At 65.2% G+C, this 18,785-nt stretch carries 18 protein-coding genes; 13 read left to right on the top strand and 5 right to left on the bottom strand.

Going from position 1 to position 18,785, the window contains the following annotated elements; genetic code table 11:
* Positions 1–7 precede the first annotated feature (7 nt).
* From ABIB56_RS14960 to ABIB56_RS14920, 9 genes are all read left to right on the top strand, one after another.
* A complete protein-coding gene (locus ABIB56_RS14960) occupies positions 8–976 on the top strand; it encodes an AAA family ATPase (protein ID WP_354570027.1) in 969 nt (322 codons plus the stop codon).
* Between the two features lie 4 nt (positions 977–980).
* Positions 981–2,279 (top strand): DUF58 domain-containing protein, encoded by a 1,299-nt coding sequence (locus ABIB56_RS14955; RefSeq protein ID WP_354570026.1) that lies wholly within the window; start codon positions 981–983, stop codon positions 2,277–2,279.
* Entirely contained in the window at positions 2,276–4,687 is a 2,412-nt protein-coding gene (locus ABIB56_RS14950) for a transglutaminase TgpA family protein (RefSeq protein ID WP_354570025.1), read from the top strand. The genes ABIB56_RS14955 and ABIB56_RS14950 overlap by 4 nt, the downstream gene beginning before the upstream one ends.
* A gap of 9 nt (positions 4,688–4,696) precedes the next feature.
* Positions 4,697–5,272, top strand: coding sequence for an FHA domain-containing protein (locus tag ABIB56_RS14945; protein ID WP_354570024.1), 576 nt, complete (start codon positions 4,697–4,699; stop codon positions 5,270–5,272).
* A gap of 179 nt (positions 5,273–5,451) precedes the next feature.
* Complete coding sequence (gene leuC / locus ABIB56_RS14940; RefSeq protein ID WP_354570023.1) at positions 5,452–6,987, top strand: 3-isopropylmalate dehydratase large subunit; 1,536 nt, start codon at positions 5,452–5,454, stop codon at positions 6,985–6,987.
* Complete coding sequence (gene leuD / locus ABIB56_RS14935; protein WP_354570022.1) at positions 6,987–7,616, top strand: 3-isopropylmalate dehydratase small subunit; 630 nt, start codon at positions 6,987–6,989, stop codon at positions 7,614–7,616. The genes leuC and leuD overlap by 1 nt, the downstream gene beginning before the upstream one ends.
* Positions 7,617–8,981 (top strand): UDP-N-acetylglucosamine 1-carboxyvinyltransferase, encoded by a 1,365-nt coding sequence (gene murA, locus ABIB56_RS14930; RefSeq protein WP_354570021.1) that lies wholly within the window; start codon positions 7,617–7,619, stop codon positions 8,979–8,981.
* A gap of 90 nt (positions 8,982–9,071) precedes the next feature.
* The gene (locus ABIB56_RS14925) at positions 9,072–9,746 is read left to right on the top strand and encodes a lysophospholipid acyltransferase family protein (RefSeq protein WP_354570061.1); all 675 of its coding nucleotides are present in this window, start codon (positions 9,072–9,074) and stop codon (positions 9,744–9,746) included.
* A 10-nt stretch (positions 9,747–9,756) separates the two neighbouring features.
* Positions 9,757–10,797, top strand: coding sequence for an NAD(P)H-dependent glycerol-3-phosphate dehydrogenase (locus ABIB56_RS14920; protein ID WP_354570020.1), 1,041 nt, complete (start codon positions 9,757–9,759; stop codon positions 10,795–10,797).
* A gap of 213 nt (positions 10,798–11,010) precedes the next feature.
* Here ABIB56_RS14920 and ABIB56_RS14915 read toward each other — a convergent pair whose 3' ends face one another.
* Complete coding sequence (locus tag ABIB56_RS14915; RefSeq protein WP_354570019.1) at positions 11,011–11,520, bottom strand: DUF3515 family protein; 510 nt, start codon at positions 11,518–11,520, stop codon at positions 11,011–11,013.
* 24 nt (positions 11,521–11,544) lie between these two features.
* Between ABIB56_RS14915 and thiL the strand changes: the two genes are divergently transcribed.
* Entirely contained in the window at positions 11,545–12,528 is a 984-nt protein-coding gene (gene thiL, locus ABIB56_RS14910) for a thiamine-phosphate kinase (RefSeq protein ID WP_354570018.1), read from the top strand.
* A gap of 64 nt (positions 12,529–12,592) precedes the next feature.
* Here thiL and rsmD read toward each other — a convergent pair whose 3' ends face one another.
* Positions 12,593–13,159 carry a 16S rRNA (guanine(966)-N(2))-methyltransferase RsmD gene (rsmD, locus tag ABIB56_RS14905; RefSeq protein ID WP_354570017.1) on the bottom strand — a complete coding sequence of 189 codons (567 nt, stop codon included), beginning with the start codon at positions 13,157–13,159 and terminating at the stop codon, positions 12,593–12,595.
* Between the two features lie 168 nt (positions 13,160–13,327).
* On the opposite strand from rsmD, the gene ABIB56_RS14900 reads away from it, so the two are divergent.
* The gene (locus tag ABIB56_RS14900; RefSeq protein ID WP_354570016.1) at positions 13,328–14,455 is read left to right on the top strand and encodes a magnesium and cobalt transport protein CorA; all 1,128 of its coding nucleotides are present in this window, start codon (positions 13,328–13,330) and stop codon (positions 14,453–14,455) included.
* 64 nt (positions 14,456–14,519) lie between these two features.
* Entirely contained in the window at positions 14,520–16,715 is a 2,196-nt protein-coding gene (locus ABIB56_RS14895) for an ATP-dependent DNA helicase RecG (RefSeq protein ID WP_354570015.1), read from the top strand.
* A gap of 206 nt (positions 16,716–16,921) precedes the next feature.
* On the opposite strand, the gene ABIB56_RS14890 is transcribed toward ABIB56_RS14895, so the two are convergent.
* The 3 genes from ABIB56_RS14890 to ABIB56_RS14880 all read right to left on the bottom strand — a co-directional run bounded on the left by ABIB56_RS14890 (position 16,922) and on the right by ABIB56_RS14880 (position 17,997).
* A complete protein-coding gene (locus tag ABIB56_RS14890; RefSeq protein ID WP_354570014.1) occupies positions 16,922–17,062 on the bottom strand; it encodes a hypothetical protein in 141 nt (46 codons plus the stop codon).
* 170 nt (positions 17,063–17,232) lie between these two features.
* On the bottom strand, positions 17,233–17,496 hold the full coding sequence (locus ABIB56_RS14885) for a hypothetical protein (RefSeq protein WP_354570013.1): 264 nt from the start codon (positions 17,494–17,496) through the stop codon (positions 17,233–17,235).
* A gap of 15 nt (positions 17,497–17,511) precedes the next feature.
* On the bottom strand, positions 17,512–17,997 hold the full coding sequence (locus tag ABIB56_RS14880; RefSeq protein ID WP_354570012.1) for a hypothetical protein: 486 nt from the start codon (positions 17,995–17,997) through the stop codon (positions 17,512–17,514).
* 247 nt (positions 17,998–18,244) lie between these two features.
* Here ABIB56_RS14880 and ABIB56_RS14875 point away from each other — a divergent pair, with 247 nt between their 5' ends.
* Positions 18,245–18,682 carry a three-helix bundle dimerization domain-containing protein gene (locus ABIB56_RS14875; protein WP_354570011.1) on the top strand — a complete coding sequence of 146 codons (438 nt, stop codon included), beginning with the start codon at positions 18,245–18,247 and terminating at the stop codon, positions 18,680–18,682.
* Positions 18,683–18,785: the final 103 nt, after the last annotated feature.

Below are 18,785 nucleotides of genomic sequence, written 5' to 3'. Positions count from 1 at the left end.
CACTCTCATGCCCGTAACCCAAGAGCAGGCCGACTGGTTCGCGAACGCGTTCAGTCAGCTGGTCGGCAACATCGATAAGGCCATTCTCGGCAAGGAGCAGAGCATCAGGCTGGTGCTCACGGCAATGCTGTCCGACGGGCACGTGCTGCTCGAAGACGTGCCGGGCACCGGCAAGACGGTGCTCGCCAAGGCGCTTGCCAACACGGTGGACGGCACGAACTCGCGCATCCAGTTCACACCGGACCTTCTGCCGTCCGACGTCACCGGCGTCACCATCTACGACCAGAGCAACGGCCGGTTCGAGTTCCATCCCGGGCCGATCTTCGCCTCCGTGGTGCTCGCGGACGAGATCAACCGTGCCAGCCCGAAAACCCAGAGCGCACTGCTCGAGGTCATGGAGGAGGGCGTCGTCACAGTGGATGGCGTTGGCCACCCGGTCGGTGCGCCGTTCGTGGTCATCGCGACCCAGAACCCTGTGGAGCAGGCCGGAACCTATTCGCTCCCCGAGGCGCAGCTCGACCGCTTCCTCATCAAAACCTCGCTTGGATACCCCGACCACGACACCACCGTCAGCCTGCTGATGGACTCGTCGAACCGCGCCCGCGCGTCCTCCATCCAGCCGATCATCGCGTCGGAGTCGATCGTCGCGATGGCCAAACTCGCCAGCGAAGTGCACGTCGACGCCTCGATCATGGGGTACGTCAGCACCCTGATTAGCGCCACGCGGTCCGATAAGGATGCCGCCCTCGGCGTCAGCATCCGTGGCGGCCTGGCGCTCGCCCGTGCTGTGAAAACCTGGGCGATCTCTGCCGGCCGCACCTACGTGACGCCGGACGACGTGCGGGAGCTCGCGGTCCCGGTACTCGCGCATCGCATCATCGTCGACCCGGAGTCCGACTTCGCCGGCGTCTCGGGCATCGACATCGTGAACAAGGCCCTGGTCGACATCGAGCCCCCGGCCTATCGCGCCGCCTGACCGCATGACCACGACCACCGACGCCCCACGCAAACCGTCGCAGACGCTTCTCGCGCTGCGACAGTTGTGGCGCGCCATCCTTTCCGGGCTGTCGGCCCTGGGGCGGCTCGTGCGGCCCACGATCAGCGTCGTGTGGCGCTACCTCGAACCGGCGGTCGCGTCGGTGAGCACCGTCGGATGGATCGTGCTCGGCGCAGCCGTCGTCTCCTTCATCATCAGCGGTGTACTCGGCTGGGTCGAGTTCACCTTCCTCGGTGCCACCCTGCTCGCCGGCTTCCTGATCGCCGTAGGCTTCGTCTTCGGTCGAGCGACCTATAAGGTCCTGATCGAGTTGAATCCCCGACGGGTGGTCGCCGGCCAGCGTGCACTCGGTCGGATGCTGGTGACCAACTCCGGGCAGAAAGCGCTTCTTCCCACCCGCATGGAGTTGCCCGTCGGGTCAGGGGTCGCCGAATTCATCGTGCCCCGCCTGGCGCCCGGAGCGGAGAGCGAGGAGCTCTTCGCCATGCCGACCCATCGGCGCGCCCTGATCCTCGCCGGTCCGGCCATCTCCGTGCGCGGTGACCAGCTCGGTCTCGTCCGTCGGACGGTCAGCTGGACCGAGCAGGTCGAGCTGTTCGTGCATCCGCAGACCACCCGCCTGCTGGCGACCGCGCGTGGACTGGTGCGAGACCTCGAAGGTCAGACCAGCGCGGTCATCACCAACAGCGATCTGGCCTTCCATGCGCTCAGGCAGTACGAGCCAGGCGACGACATCCGCAACGTCCATTGGCGTACCTCAGCCCGCACCGGGCAGCTCATGGTGCGGCAGTACACGGAGACCAGGCGTTCGCAGCTGCTGCTGATGCAGAGCGCGGAGACCAGCCACTACGCGTCGGAGGACGAGTTCGAACTCGGCATCTCGGTGATGGCGTCCATCGGATGCCAGGTGATCCGGGAGAAGACCAACCTCGACGTCATCTGGGAGAGGGCGGCGTTGCGCAGTCGCTCGGTGACGGCCCTGCTCGACGACTCGTGCCGCATTCAGCCGACCAGCGGCGAGTTTCCCACGCTGCGCGACTTCGTGCGCGCCACCACTCGCAAACTTCCCGTTCCTTCGCTCGCCGTACTCGTCGTCGGCTCACAGGTTTCGACTCACGAGGTGCGATCGGTGTCGACCCTGTACGGCCAGGACACCATCATGATCGCCGTGCGCGTTGCCCTCGGCGAACCCGCCGGACTGTCGAAGGTGGGCGGCACAGTGCTCGCCACCGTCGGACGCCTCACCGACCTGCCGGCCATACTCGATCGGACTGGCCGATGAGCGCCACGACCGCCGCCTCGGCCCGTTTCGGAACCGCAGGCCTGCGCGCGTCCGTCACCGCCACCATGTGGACCGACCTCGCGGTGCTCACTGTTCTGAGCCTCATCGCCATCGCCGGGTTCGAGCCAGCCTTCGGCCCCTACAACTACCTGCTCGCCGCTTTCGGCGGTTTCGTCGTCGGCACCGTGGTCGCGCTCGGCTGCTTCCTCTTCCGCCTGTCGATACTTCCGACCATCGGCATCGCGATCCTCGCCTATCTGCTCCTCGGCTCGCCGCTGACGATGCCGGCGCAGACGCTGTTCGGTGTCATCCCGAGCGGGCAGAGCCTCCTCGGCCTGTTCCAGGGGGCCATCTTCGGCTGGGCGGACATCGTCACCCTGCAGACGCCGGTCGAAGCGCCCGCCTACATCGCGGTCGTACCGTACTTCGCCACCTGGCTCGTGACGCTGATCTGCGTTTCCCTATCGCTGAGGTGGCTCCCGCGTAAGAAGAGAACACCGCCGCGAGCGAGCATCCTGCTCATCGCGCCGGCGCTGCTGTTTCTCGCCGGCATCCTCCTCGGAACCGAGGAGCCCTACTTCGCCGGGCTGCGTGGTGTGGGCTTCGCCGCCATCGCCCTCGTCTGGCTCGGTTGGCGACGACGTGAACCCGGTGTCGTAGCGATCACCGTCGAGGGCGCGATGAAGAGACGTCGCCTGGTCGGCGTCGCGATCGTCGTGCTCGGCGCGATCGCGATCGGCGGCGTCGGCGGAGTGCTGCTCGCTCCCGCGGCCGCTTCGCGCTTCGTGCTGCGGCAGGAGGTGACGCCACCCTTCGATCCGCTGCAGTATCCGAGCCCGCTGGCCGGCTACCGTACCTTCACCAAGACGCTCGAAAAGACCGACCTCTTCACCGTCACCGGCCTGGAGACCGGCCAGAAGATCCGGATGGCAACCCTCGACAGTTACGACGGACAGGTATGGAGCGTCGCAAGCCCCGAGACCCAGACCAACGGATCCGGCGGATTCGAGCTGCTCGGCCGAAACATTCCAGAGCCGTCGCTCTTCACCGCAGGATCCCGCTCGAATCTGACGTTCACCATCAGCGGCTACAAAGACGTGTGGCTTCCGAACGCCGAGTATCCGTCCACTCTCGATTTCGAGAAGCACGACGGAACAGATCCGACCACCACGGTGCGCATCAACACGACGACGGGCACCTCGGCCGTCACCAGTGGTGTTAGCCGCGGCCTGGTCTACAAAGTGGGCGTGGTCTCCCCGTCGATCCCGAACGACAAGAAGCTGGCCAAAGTTCCCGCTTCAAGCATCCTGATGCCGCCGGTGACCAACGTTCCCGACGTCGTCGCTGCCAAGGCCGAGGAATATGCCGGCAGCGCGAAGACTACGATCCAGCAGCTGCGCAACCTCGAGCGCTCGCTCAAGACCGTCGGCTACCTCAGCCACGGTCTCGCCTCGGATCCGGTGCCGTCACGCGCCGGCGAAGGCGCCGACCGGATGTCGGAGCTGTTCACCAAAGAGCCGATGGTGGGCGATGAGGAGCAGTACGCCTCGGCATTCGCCCTCATGGCGAACCATCTCGGTTATCCGACGCGCGTCGTCATGGGATTCGCGCCCAAGGTCGGCAGCGGCCAGAACTCGGTGACCGTGACCGGCAAGGACATCACGGCCTGGGACGAGGTGGCGTTCACGGGCGTCGGCTGGGTGCCGTTTTATCCGACCCCGACCAAGACGGATGCCCCGAAGGAGCAGACCACAAAGCCGAAGATCGAGCCGCAGCCCCAGGTGCGTCAGCCACCCCGCACCGACCAGAAGCAGGAAGACCTGCTGACCCCGGTGAAGATCAGCGACAAGAATCCCCAAGACAAGAATGCGGGCTTCCAGATCCCGGCCTGGGCGTGGGTGGTGGCCGGGATCATCGGCATCCCGTTGCTCGCCTACTTCGTGCCCTTCCTGATCATCGCCGCGTTGAAACGCAAGAGACGTCGTCAACGCTTCGACACCGGCCCTCCTGACCGGCGGGTGGCCGGATCATGGGATGAACTGACCGATAGCTATGCAGAGCTCGGCCTCGAACTGCCACGGCGGGCCACCAGGACGCAGACCGCAGAAGTGCTGGGGACGCAGGCACGCGCCCAGGGACTCGTCGTGCCGGAGACCGGATTCGCGCCGCTCGCGGCACGCGTCGACAGCGTCGTCTTCGGCGACTCTGAACCCTCTGAAGAGGTGGTCGGGTCGATCTGGGAGTTGACGGACTCCACCACGAGCGCGTCGTTGGAGTCGGCAGGTTGGCTTCGCCGCCGGATCGCGTCATTCCGCTACCGTCGAACCAACGATCGGAAGACAGGCCGCCAGCGTCGCGGTTGGTCTCGCTTCCGACCCACCTCCGCACAACCTGCGGCCGAGCTATAGGTTGGTGTCGTGGACAAGCCAGGCTACATAACTCCGCCCCCTGGGCTTATTCCGGAGAGTCCCAGCGAGATCTCGGAGACGATCCGGGTAACGGAGCGCAAACCGCTGCTGCCCGTCTTCGTGCCCGCAGGACCGGCGGTGCCGCCGGCATCCGCGCCCCAGATTCTGCCCCCTGCCGCCGTTCCCACCGCGCCGAGCCCGGTCGTGCCGGTGCCGCAACCGACACAGGGCACCCCGGCCGTCGAGAAACCGCAGGGACAGTGGAGCCTCGGGCTGCATGACGGCTCTGTCATCCATGTCTCGGGAACGCTTCTGCTCGGACGTGACCCCGCCCGCGTCGAAAACTGGACCTCGGCCGGCCTCTTACGCATCAACGATCCAGAGAAATCGGTGTCGAAGACCCATGCGGCTATCGACTGCACCGGACCGGAATTCTGGATCACCGACCTCTTCTCCACCAACGGCGTCGCCGTCACCACCCCGGATGGTGTCGAGAGCGTGCTCGATCCGGGGGAGCGGGCCTCCATTCCGAGCGGATCGACGATCGAACTCGGCCGCTATCGAATGCTCGTCGAGGCACGCTGACCGAAGCTGTCGACAGGCGGCAACGCAGCGGTCGTATCGCTTTCGGGTGATACTCTCGAACTATGTTTTTCGATCGGCTCACGCTCCTTCGTAGCCGCGACGAGGCTTAGTCATTCGGCCACCCTCGTCGCGGAGTTTCTTGCGTCGGCTGACCACTCGATCGAAGAAGGAACGAAACTATGAGCACAGAAACCCCCGCGAGCCAATCTCACGAAAGAAGCCAGTCGCGCGCAGAGACCCACTCACCCCGCACACTGGCTGAAAAAGTCTGGGACGACCATCTCGTGGTGAAGGGTGAAGACGGCACCCCCGACCTGCTCTACATCGATCTGCACCTCGTGCACGAGGTCACCAGTCCGCAGGCCTTCGACGGCCTGCGCGTGGCCGGCCGGCCGGTGCGGCGACCCGACCTGACGATCGCTACCGAGGATCACAACACCCCGACGCTGGACATCGACAAGCCGATCGCGGACCTCACCAGCCGTACCCAGATTGACACGCTGCGCAAGAACGCCGCGGAGTTCGGTGTGCGCCTGCATTCGCTCGGTGACGTCGAGCAGGGCATCGTGCACGTCGTCGGCCCACAGCTCGGGCTGACCATGCCGGGCATCACCGTCGTCTGCGGCGACAGCCACACCTCCACCCACGGTGCCTTCGGTGCCATGGCCTTCGGTATCGGCACCAGCGAGGTCGAGCACGTTCTCGCCACGCAGACGCTGCCGCTCAAGCCGTTCAAGACGATGGCGATCACCGTCGAGGGCACGCTGCGCCCGGGTGTAACCGCCAAAGACATCATCCTGGCCGTGATCGCCAAGATCGGTACCGGCGGCGGGCAGGGCTATGTGCTCGAATACCGCGGCAGCGCCATCCGCTCGCTGTCGATGGACGGCCGCATGACCGTCTGCAACATGTCGATCGAGGCCGGTGCCCGCGCCGGCATGGTGGCGCCAGACCAGGTCACCTACGACTACCTCGAGGGCCGTGCCCACTCGCCGAAGGGCGCCGACTGGGATGCCGCCATCGAGTACTGGAACACGCTAGCCACCGACGACGACGCCGTGTTCGACGCCGAGGTCTTCCTCGACGCCAACGAACTCGAGCCCTTCGTGACCTGGGGCACCAATCCGGGCCAGGGCGTGTCGCTGAGCCAGCGCATCCCCGATCCGTCGATCATCATCGACCCGAACGAGCGCGCCTCCGCCGAGCGTGCACTCGAGTACATGGATCTGGAAGCCGGTACCCCGCTCAAAGACATCCATGTGGACGCGGTCTTCATGGGTTCGTGCACCAACAGCCGTATCGAAGACCTGCGGGCCTTCGCCTCCATCATCAAAGGCCAGAAGAAGGCGGATGGCGTGCGCGTGATGGTCGTACCGGGCTCCGCCCGCGTGCGCATCGAAGCCGAGGCCGAAGGCCTCGACAAGATCGTCGAGGAGTTCGGGGCCGAGTGGCGCTTCGCCGGCTGCTCGATGTGTCTCGGGATGAACCCCGACCAATTAGCACCGGGCGAGCGCTGCGCATCCACCTCCAACCGCAATTTCGAGGGTCGGCAGGGCAAAGGCGGACGCACCCACCTGGTGTCCCCGCTGGTGGCCGCCGCGACGGCTATTCGCGGCACGCTGTCAAGCCCGTGGGATCTGGGAAACGCGGGTGTACCGTCGAGCCAAGAGCCGTCAAGCACAGTGGGCTCCAGTTCGCAGGGGGTGAACGCGTAATGGACAAGGTCTCGACAGTCACCGGCGTGGCAATGCCCCTCGAGCGTTCCAACGTGGACACCGACCAGATCATCCCCGCAGTCTTCCTCAAGCGAGTGACCAAGACCGGATTCGACGATGCGCTTTTCTACGCGTGGCGACAGGATCCAGACTTCGTGCTCAACAAGCCGGAGTTCTCGGGTGCGCGCATCCTGTTCGCCGGTTCCGACTTCGGTACCGGTTCGAGTCGTGAGCACGCCGTATGGGCGCTACGCGATTACGGCTTCGATGCGGTGCTGAGCCCCCGTTTCGGGGACATCTTTCGCGGTAACTCAGGCAAGCAAGGACTGCTCACCGGAGAGGTCACCGAGGATGCCATCGAGAAGATTTGGGCGATCATCGCGGCGAGCCCCGGAATAGAAGCCTCGATCGATCTTGTTGCTAAGACAGCGAGCATCGGCGACCTCACAGTTCCCTTCGAGATCGATGATTACACTAGGTGGCGGCTGCTCGAGGGCCTGGATGATATCGGGCTAACACTGCGCAATGAGGCGCAGATCACACAGTTCGAAGAAGGCCGGGAATCCTGGCGTCCGAGAACACTTCCGGTACAACATGCTGTTACGAACCAATCCAGTGCAGGTGAATGAATGAGCTCTCTTGTGAACGCCCAAAAGGCAGGTCAGCGAGTGGGATTGAAATCCGATGAGATAACCATCACCGGGGGCAACCCTCTCAGGGGTCGGATCGCCGTCCGCGGCGCGAAGAACCTCGCAACCAAAGCCATGGTGGCAGCGCTTCTCGGAGAGACACCCAGCGTTCTGCGCGATGTCCCCGACATCAGCGACGTCGAGGTGGTGCGCGGCCTCCTCGAGGTCTACGGTGTCATCGTCTCCACCCCGGTTCCGGGAGAGATGCTCTTCGACACGAGCAACGTCGAGAAGGCGCACTTCGCCGAGATCGACGCGCACGCCGGCTCCAGCCGCATCCCGATCCTGTTCTGCGGGCCTCTACTGCACCGTCTCGGTGAGGCGCGCATCCCGGACCTCGGTGGCTGCCGCATCGGCGACCGTCCCATCGACTTCCACCTCGACGCGCTGCGTGCCATGGGCGCCATCGTCGACAAGAGCTTCGAGGGCATCTACATCACGGCCCCTGACGGCCTGCACGGCGCGAACATCACGCTGCCCTACCCGAGCGTCGGCGCGACCGAGCAGGTTCTGCTCTCGGCCGTGCGTGCCAAGGGCACCACAGAGCTCACCAACGCGGCCATCGAGCCGGAGATCATGGATCTCATCGCCATCCTGCAGAAGATGGGCGCGATCATCTCCGTCGAGCCCAACCGCGTGATCCTGATCGAGGGCGTCGACCGTCTCGAAGGCTACAACCACCGTGCGCTCTTCGACCGCAACGAGGTGGCCAGCTGGGCGGCCGCAGCGCTCGTGACCAAGGGCGACATCTTCGTCGAGGGCGCGAAGCAGTCAGAGCTGATGACCTTCCTCAACGTCTTCCGCAAGGTCGGCGGTGCTTTCGATGTCAAAGACGACGGCATCCGCTTCTACCACCCCGGTGGCGAACTCAAGCCGGTCACCATCGAGACGGATGTGCATCCTGGCTTCATGACGGACTGGCAGCAGCCCCTCATCGTGGCCCTCACCCAGGCCACCGGCACGTCAATCGTGCACGAGACCGTCTACGAGGACCGCTTCGGCTTCACCGAGGCGCTCAATGAGATGGGTGCGCAGATCGTGGTGCACAAGCAGGGTCTGCCCGACCACCCGCGCCGGGTCGCCCGTCGTGACTTCGAGCAGGCTGCCGTCATCACCGGGCCCACCAAGCTGCGCGGTGCCAATGTGCGTGTTCCCGACCTTCGTGGCGGATTCAGCTACCTGATCGCCGCCCTGAGTGCGGACGGCGTCTCAACCATCAGCAACGTGGGGATCATCAGCCGCGGCTACGAGCACTTCATCGACAAGCTCGAGGTGCTCGGGGCTGACTTCGTCTTCGAGGGCTAAGCCGCGGTGCCGAAGTCCACGTCGGTCGAGCGCTACAAATCGGAGAGAATACCGATCTTCCGGGTGCTGGCCGGAGTGCTCATCCCGCCGATGGAGTTGCTCGCCCGTTTCGAGATCATCGACGGCGACAAGATGCCGAAACACGGCGCATTCATCTGTGCGCCCAACCACTTCAGCGAGCTCGACCCGGTTGTGGTGGGGCGGGTGATGTGGAAGCTGGGTCGCGCCCCGCGCTATCTCGCCAAGGCCTCGCTGTTCAGGATGCCGGTGGTGGGCTGGGTGCTCCGCAAATCCGGGCAGGTGCCGGTGGAGCGCACCGGCGCCGTACGCGCCAGCGATCCGCTCGCCTCGGCCACCAAGCTCGCGAAAGAGGGCCTAGCTGTCGTGGTGTACCCGGAGGGTTCGCTCACGCGTGACCCGGGCCTCTGGCCAATGCGTGGCAAGACCGGAGCCGTGCGCCTTGCCCTGCAGTCCGGCGTGCCGCTCATTCCGGTCGCGCACTGGGGCACCCAGCTGATCATGCCGCGCTACGGCCAGAAGATCAGCCTTTTTCCGCGCAAGACCATTCGTGTGAAAATCGGCGACCCTGTCGACCTGTCGGCCTTCGCCGGTCGTGGACTTGATCCCGCAACCCTCCGCGAGGCGACCGCGTTACTTATGGCCGCCATCACCGTCCTCCTGGCCGACCTCCGTGATGAGACCCCGCCCGCCGAGGTCTGGGACCCGGCCAAACACAACCAGAGTGAGATCGGCCGTTTTGACTAATCCCAACCCGATGACCCTCCCGATCCGCATCTCCCGCCCCGGAGTGCCAAGAGTCGCTGTGCTCGGCGCGGGCAGCTGGGGCACAACATTCGCCAAAGTACTCGCTGACGGAGGCTCTGACGTGGCGCTCTGGGCCCGCCGCGCCGAACTGGCGCGCGAGATCTCGCAGTCCAAGCGCAACAGCGACTACCTGCCGGGCATCAACCTGCCACGCAACCTGTGGTCGAGCTCGCTCATCCCCGATGTGATGGATGGCGCGGAGATCGTGTTCATCTCCATCCCCAGCCAGTCGCTCAGGGAGAACCTGCGGATCGTGCGGGAGCTGATCCCGTCCGACGCGATCGTGGTGAGCCTGATGAAAGGCGTCGAGAAGGGCACCCGTTTTCGTATGAGCGAGGTGATGGTGCAGGAACTGGACATCGATCCGGACCGCATCGCCGTGGCATCCGGCCCCAATCTTGCCCTCGAGATCGCGAAGGAGCAGCCGACGGCCGCCGTCGTCTCGTCCACCAGCCTCGAGACCGCGACCACCGTCGCGGCCGTGGCGACCAATCCCTACTTCCGCTCCTTCGTGAATACGGATGTCATCGGCACCGAGTTCGGCGGAGTGCTCAAGAATCTCATCGCCGTGGCCATCGGCATCGTCGACGGCGTCGGCTACGGGGAGAACACCAAAGCGTCGATCATCACCCGCGGCCTGGTAGAGATGACAGACTTCGCCGTCGCCTACGGCGGCCTGCCCCAGACGCTCTCCGGCCTCGCCGGTCTCGGGGACCTCATCGCGACCTGCGAGTCATCGCTGTCGCGCAACAACACCGCCGGTCGCCTGCTCGGCCAGGGTTACAGCTTCACGGATGTCGTCAAGCAGATGAACCAGACGGCGGAGGGCCTCTCCTCGGTGGCTCCCATCCTCGAACTCGCGGCGGCGAAAGGCGTCGAGATGCCCATCGTCGCCCAGGTGGCCGAGGTGCTCGCCGGCACGATGGATCCGCGGGACATCGCCCCGCACCTCACGACCGACAGCGCGACCCCGGCGGTCCTGGTCGAGTAGCCGCCGCGGTCGTGTCTGCCGAGGGTCGTGCCCGCCGCGCTTCTGCCCGCCGGCTGCACAGTGCCAGTCAACGGCGCAGTGCCAAATGAAGGCAATCTGTGCCTCTGTGGCGATCTCGTTCCCGAAAACTCGGGATGTACAGTGCGAGAGTGCCTTCATTTGGCACTGGACGGACTATCAGCACGGACCCTGGTGGGCGAGGAGTCGTCGGCGCTAATTACCCGGGGTCGAGGTCGAGCCCGAGCCGCCGAGCACATCCTCGCGGGTGGTGCACTCTTTGGTCTGCTTGATGCTGCCGATGGCGTTGGCCAGCTCGAGAAGGGCGGCGGTTCCGCTGGTGAGATGACTCGAGTCGACGATGACCTCGGTGGCCGGATCGCGGCCGAAGGTGGTGAAAACGTATCGTGGCGCCTTGGAGTCGTCGACGAGCCAGTCGATTCCCTTGAGGGTATAACAGGCGGCAGCCGTCGGTCCGGGGGGTGCCACGCCGCAGCGCAGCAGCACCGAGGTGGGGTTGCCCCAGGCGCCCGTAGCCTGAGCATTCGTCTGCCGGATCGCCTGGTTGTCCACCGAGTCAGGAAGGCGAACGATGATCTCCGCGCATCCGGGGTTGGTGGCGTGAGCAGCGGGTTCCAGTGCGACGGTGGGTGCGCAGGCGGCGAGCGTCGCCAGGATGAGCGGCACGATCGCGAGGAGTGCGCCCGCGCGCAGCTTCGAGTTCATCGCTTTCAGGCTACCGTTTGATACATGCCGTCCCAGCCAGAGCCGCCGATTCACGACACACTCGGAGCAGTCGGCGAGGCGGCAGTGCTCGCCAGGATCTTTCCGCGGCTGCCGGCGTCGGCATCCGAACTGCTCGGCCCTGGCGACGACGCCGCGGTGGTCGCAGCTCCCGACGGCCGGTACGTGGTGACGACGGACATGATGATCCACGGGCCGGACTTCCGGTTGGCCTGGTCGACCCCGCACGATCTCGGGTGGAAGGCCGCGGCATCCAATCTCTCTGATGTGGCTGCCATGGGTGCTGTGCCGACGGCCATGGTGGTGGCGATCGCAGCTCCGGCGCACTCGCCCGTCACACTGCTGGAGGGCATCGCCGACGGACTGCGCGAGGCCTGCGCCGCCCTCGCGCCCGGCTGCGGGGTGGTGGGAGGCGACCTGTCGGTCTCTCCGACTCTGACGATCGCCGTGACGGCTTTCGGTGACCTCGAAGGCCGGAAACCCGTCGTGCGCTCGGGCGCTCGCGGGGGCGACATCGTCGCGGTGGCGGGGGCTCTCGGGGAGGCAGGCACCGCTCTCCGGCTGCTCTTCACCGAAGCTGTCGACGTCGACGGGCTTCCGGATGCCGACCTCGCCACGCCATTGCGTACAAGGACGGCGTCACAGCTCGCCCCGACCCCGCCGATCTTCGCGGGCCGTATAGCGGCTCTCGCCGGCGCGACGGCCATGCTCGACCTCAGCGACGGCCTCGCGATCGACTCCGGACGGCTGGCCGCAGCGAGCGGTGTCGGCATCGACTTTGCCAGTGCCATGCTCGGCGACGATCCGGTCGCAGCGATGGCTGGGGGAGAGGACCACTCGCTGCTCGCGGCCTTTCCACCCGACACCGAACTGCCAGCACCATTTCGGCAGATCGGTGTCTGCACGGCCGACGGGATCACCGTGGACGGCGAACCCTACGATCCTGCGGGCTGGGACCCCTACCGCGACTGGAGCGGCGGGGCCGGCTGAGGCGACCGTTCCGGATGTGCTGCGGCCTATCGGCAGCAGTTGGCCCTTTCTGCGTCATGGCGACCTATCGGGCGGTCGCCCACCAGAGCGTCGTGTCGCCGTAGTTCTTGCGCCGGTCGAGCTCGATGCCGGCCGGCCAGGCGGGCTCCGGCGAACGGCTGCTGCGTTCGAGGCAGAGTGTGCCATCGGGGGCCATCAGCGATGCGAGGGACTGCAGGTTGTGCAGCAGTTCCGTCTCGCCGAGGTCGTAGGGCGGGTCCATGAACACCAGGTCCCAGGTCTCCCGGTTCGACGAGAGGAAAGCCTGCGTCGGCTGCCCCGTCACCTCGATGCGCAGCGCGCTCGACCTGGGCGCCCGGCGCAGCACCACGCCCGCGTTCTTGCGGCAGATGGCCGCCGCGCTGTTTCCGCGCTCGACGAGTCGCACCATGGCTGCGCCACGGCTGGCCGCCTCGAGGCCGAGGGCGCCGGATCCCGCGTAGAGGTCGAGCACGCGCGCATCCTCGATCGCATCTCTGGCTTCGAGCGCGGAGAAGATGGCCTCACGCACCCGGTCGCTCGTGGGCCGCGTGCCCGCGCCGGGCGTCGACAGGGTCAGGGAACCGGCGAATCCGGCGATGATGCGAGTCACGATTCAACGGTAGCGAGTCGCGGCGTGCTGAAAACGCAGGAGATCGGCGACCGACAACGACGAAACGGTTCGATTCGCGTCCGTGGCGCTCGAATCTCCTGCGTTTTCGGCGATGGGACAGCCGTGTGCCCGCACCGATTGTTCACCGCGCGGGTTTAGCGTTTATCCATGGCACCCGACTTCCGCAGACCGTTCCGAGCGATCTCCTTTCGCGGACGCCAGGCGCCCACACCGACAACCGCGGTCGCCGACGAGGACGAGCAGTCGGAATCCCGTTCCAGCATCATCAACAACGCCATTTATGAGAGCGGATGCCGCGTCGAAACGCCGTCCTCGCTGAGCGCGACCTATGCCGCTCTCGACGCCCACCCCGACGCCATGGCCTGGATCGGTCTCTACCGCCCATCCACCGAGGAGCTCACGTCTCTCGCCGAACAGTTCGGCCTGCACGAGCTTGCGGTGGAGGACGCTATCCTCGCCCACCAGCGCCCCAAGATCGAGCGCTACGGATCGACGCTCTTCGTGGTTCTGCGCGCTGCGCGTTACCTCGATGACAAAGAGGAGGTGGAGTTCGGCGAGCTTCACGTATTCATCGGACACAACTTCGTCATCACTGTTCGGCACAGTGAGTCGCCTGACCTCTCGGTGGTGCGTTCTAGGCTCGAGGCAACGCCCGACCTGCTCGCTCGCGGCACCGAGGCCGTGCTCTACGCCATCCTCGATGCGGTTGTCGATGGCTACCAGCCGGTCGTCGCCGGTCTTGCCAACGACATCGACGAGATAGAGACGCAGGTGTTCCTTGGGGATCCCAGCGTCTCCCGCCGAATCTACGAGCTGTCGCGCGAGGTCATCGATTTCCAGCGCGCAGCCCAGCCACTGGTCGGCATGCTCGAGCAGATCTCCAACGGCTTCGAAAAGTACGACATCGGCGAAGATCTGCAGCAGTACCTGCGCGACGTCGCCGACCATGTGGCACATGCCGTCGACCGCATCGAGGAGTTCCGCATCCTGTTGCGCGACATCCTGACGGTGAACGCGACGCTGGTGGCCCAGCGGCAGAACGAAGACATGCAGAAGGTGGGCGAGGCCAGCAACCGGCAGGCGGAGGAGGCCCGCAAGATCTCAGCCTGGGCCGCCATACTCTTCGCGCCGTCGATCATCACCGGCATCTACGGCATGAACTTCCGGTTGATGCCCGAGCTGAGCTGGCAGTTCGGGTACCCGATCGCCATACTCCTCATGCTCGTGGTGGGCGCCACCCTGTACGCCATCTTCAAGAAGAAACACTGGCTCTAACCCGGACTGTGTCGACGCTCGGGAGTCGACCACGAGCATCCGCGGTGCCGGGTAACCTCGGAGGGTGGATTCCCCGCTCGACGTGAAGCTCAGCAGCGCGCTGGGCGGTCGCACCGCAGCCGCGATCGAGAAGGGCTTCGGGCTCGCGACGGTCGGAGACCTGCTCAGCCACTATCCGCGTCGTTACGCGCGCCGCGGAGAACTGACAGCACTTACCCAGTTGCCGATCGACGAGAACGTCACGATCGTGGCAGAGGTAATCGAGGTGCGCGAGCGGCCGATGCGGGCCAAGCGCGGATCGATCCTCGAGGTGCGCATCACGGACGGCAAGGGCATCCTCACCCTCACCTTCTTCAACCAGGCCTGGCGTTCCAAAGAACTGCGCCCCGGGGTCCGTGGCATTTTCGCCGGCAAAGTCGGCGACTACCGCGGCACAATGCAGCTCGCCCACCCCGACTACGAACTCTTCGAAGCGGATGCCGCAGAAGCGAGCGACGACACGGCCCGCAAGTGGGCGGAGCTGCCGATCCCGATCTACCCGGCCACAGCATCCGTCGCCTCCTGGCAGCTGCAGAAAGCGATCGGGGTGGTGCTGGACACGCTGCCATCGCTTGCCGACCCTGTGCCGTATGCGGTGCGCAGCGATCGCAAGCTGATGGCGTATTCGCGTGCGCTCGAGCTGATTCACCGGCCGGAGAAGGATTCTGATTGGGGTGCCGCTCGCAAGGCTCTCCGCTTTCAGGAAGCCTTCGTGCTGCAGGCGGCGCTGCTGCAGCAGAGGGCCATCGTGCGGGCGCAGTTGGCGGAGCCGCGAATCCCGGAGACCGGTGGCCTGCTGGCGCGATTTGATGCCGCCCTGCCGTTCACGCGCACGGCCGACCAGGTGGCCGTAGGGCAGGAGATCGCCTCCGATCTCGCGGCGGCCGTGCCGATGAACCGGCTGGTGCAGGGCGAGGTCGGCTCCGGTAAGACTCTCGTCGCACTTCGAGCAATGCTCGCGGTGGCGGAATCCGGTGGACAGTCCGCACTTCTCGCACCGACGGAGGTGCTCGCGGGCCAGCACCTGCGTTCGATCGCAAAGACCCTCGGCCCCGAACTTTCTGCCGAACTGATGCCGACGCTGATCACCGGTCAGCTGACTGTCGCCGAGCGACGTAAGGCAATGCTGCACGCGGTGACGGGGCAGGCGAGGATCGTCATCGGAACCCACGCCCTGATGAGTGATTCCGTCGGCTTCTTCGACCTCGGTCTGGTGGTGGTCGACGAGCAGCACCGTTTCGGTGTCGAGCAACGCGAGGCGTTGCGGCGCAAAGGAACCACCCCACCGCACGTTCTGGTTCTCACGGCGACCCCGATCCCGCGCACTGTCGCCATGACGGTATTCGGCGACCTGGATGTGTCGACGATTGCCGAGTTGCCGAGCGGTCGCGTGCCGATCGAGACGTTTGTGGTGCCCCTCGCCGAGAAGCCGGGCTGGGTGAATCGGGTCTGGGAACGTCTCGCCGAAGAGCTCGCCACAGGCAGGCAGGGGTTCGTGGTGTGCCCGGCGATCGACTCGACGCAGATCGAGTCGCCGCTCCCTGAACTTGGCGAGGGGGGTGGCGGGCGCCCCTCGACCGGCTCAGGGAGCGGTGAGCGCTCAGGGGGGGTGGCCAACGTTACCGACGTGCTCGCGCAGGTGCGCGCCAATCCGCTGCTGGCGGGTAAGCGCATCGAGGCGCTGCACGGGCGGCTGCCGAGCGATGAGAAGGATTCGCTAATGCGCGCCTTCGCGGCCGGTGAGGTTGACGTGCTGGTCGCCACGACGGTGATCGAGGTGGGTGTGGACGTGCCGAACGCCTCCACCATGATCATCCTGGATGCCGATCGGTTCGGCGTCTCGCAGCTGCATCAGTTGCGGGGCAGGGTGGGGCGCGGCGGTGTGCCGAGCATCTGCCTGATGGTCACGGATGCCGAGGAGGAGACCCCGGCCCGCGAGCGTGTTGACGCCGTCGCCTCGACCCTCGACGGATTCGAGCTTGCGCAGAAGGATCTCGAGTTGCGGCAGGAGGGCGATGTGCTCGGCAGTACGCAGTCCGGTGGCCGGTCATCCCTTCGGCTGCTGCGGGTGGCGAAGGACGGTGATCTCATCACCGAGGCCAGGGCGCTTGCGCAGGGTGTTCTTGCCGACGATCCGTCGCTGGACGGGCATCCGGCTCTCCGAACGGCGCTCGAACGCCGACTTGACGAGACGAGCAGGGACTTCCTCGCGAAGAACTAGGCAACGTGCCCTCTGACACGTTGACTTTTCCCGTTGACATCTCATCCGCGGCGACGCCTTGGTGTTTGTTATGACAGGTAACTTGTCCGCACTTCGCGCCTGGCCGAGCGACCTTCCCAGGCGCTGCTCTCCGGTGTCTCGAAACTGTGGATGACGACTTCAACACAAAGAAACCGTCCGGGAAACTCAGGACAGGTCAACACGCCCTAGCGCACCATGAGCGACTCGGCGTCCCGGCGCATCGTGACCGGGTACTGGGTGGTTGCGGTACCGACGCGGACGAGCATCTGGATAGTTTGGCCATTGGCCGCGTACTCGGCGTGGATGGCGGCGTATGGCGCGGACATAGTCGGGTACTCCTGTAACACCTGACTGAGTGGCTGCATGACGAGGCCAAGGGTCCGCGCTCGCAATGAGAAGTCGGCATACAGGATGCCCGCACGAACCTGATCTGCTCGCGTGTTGGTTGGCGTGCTGATCATCCCGTAGTCGGTGGTGTGGGAAACCTCCGATGCGGTCAGCGCGATGGCACGGTTCCCTCGTTCCCGAAGTTGCCCAAGGTTGCGATGTCGCTCTTGTCCGAAAACATTTGAAGGGTCGCACCTGTGCCGTTGGCGAGGGAAGTCAGCTCGCTGGACTGTGCGGCAGTCACCGGCGTGCTGGTGTAAGGGTCGCGGTTGGTGTCCGAGAGATACAGCGAGTCGTAGTCTTTCGCCGCCGCTGTTGCGCTCGCACCGCCCTTACGGTTCAGGGTGATCTTGGCGACCGGCAGGGCTGTCATGCTCGCGGCCAGATGCTACTCGTCGTAGGTTCCGTTGGGGAAAAGGTTGAACGCGACTGAGTATCCGGCGCGCTGACCGGCGATGCGGAGGTACGCGAGGAACGTGCCGTCCGAGACGACGGTCTGGCGGGCGAGCGGATCCACCGCAAGGGTGAGACGCTTCGGGTCCGTGTAAAGGTAGAGCGCATTCGGATCGCTCGGGTCGAGCTTTATCGACCACGGTTGCATATGGTGACCACTCGGTGCCAGCAGGGCTGATGCCACCAGCTTCATGCGTGGATCGGTGAACTTGCCCGGGTAGCTCTTCGCCCAAGGTTGCAGATAGTTCGCAGGCACGAAGATTCCCCCGGCAATCAAGATAATCGCAAGCGCCGCGGCGATGACGGCGACGATTGCCCCGGTCACGATGAAGACGATCCGGCGAGCCCGGTGAGGACGCCGCGATCCGTGAGGCGCAGGCGGCGGGACGCGAGGCGTGGTCGGTTTGATGAGTGTGGTCACGATGTCTGCTTCTCTCTGTCTGCTTCTCTCTGAGACGTGTTGTTGCGGTTGAATGGTCGAGCTAGGGAATTGTGCGGCGCCTTTCGGGGCCGTTTCGGTGCTCTGTGTGCACATGGGCGCCTGCCCGCTAGTGGTCTACGTCCCAGCGTGGTCGCGGTTTTTCGCGACTGTAGAGGCGTAAGTCCCGACTGTGCGCACTTTCGTCGTCGCTTCGTTATCCCAATCGCTGGTCGATCTCATTGAAATAGTGCGCAGCGATGCTGCGCTTAGCGAGCTCACCGAGGGTTCATACGGTCGCGGCAAACCCGTGGTGGGTCGGCAGGATCATCACCAGCCTCACCTCGGCGCCGACCCTCCGCCCAATCGAGGCGACGACGTAGTCGCCGACTGCCGGGTGAAGACGCCTGGAGAGGTTCGCCTGCGACAGGCGTTGACGCGCTCTGCAGACGGAGCGCAGAATTGGGGCATGTCCCCACTGACCACGGAATCTGCTGTCGCGAAACTCGTCGACCGGCTTGCGCTTCGTTTTCCCAAGACGCACCGGGAGCACATTGCGTCGACTGTCGCCGAAGAATACGCTGCACTCTCCGATAGCCGGATCAGCACCTATATTCCGAATCTTGTCGAACATGGCGCACGATCACGACTGCAGGATGAGGTTCATCGGCTTTCGTCGGCCGTCTAACTCCAGCACCTAGGGCGTGTCTCCTAACCTTTGTGGTGGTTGGTTGAGATGCTTTTACGATGTCTCGTACTTCGTTACTAACTGATGAGCAGTGGGACCGTGT

This window comes from Glaciihabitans sp. UYNi722 (assembly GCF_040549465.1).
Taxonomy (GTDB): domain Bacteria; phylum Actinomycetota; class Actinomycetes; order Actinomycetales; family Microbacteriaceae; genus Lacisediminihabitans.
Note: the sequence above shows the minus strand (reverse complement) of the source record. Positions and strands in the feature narration are given on the sequence as shown.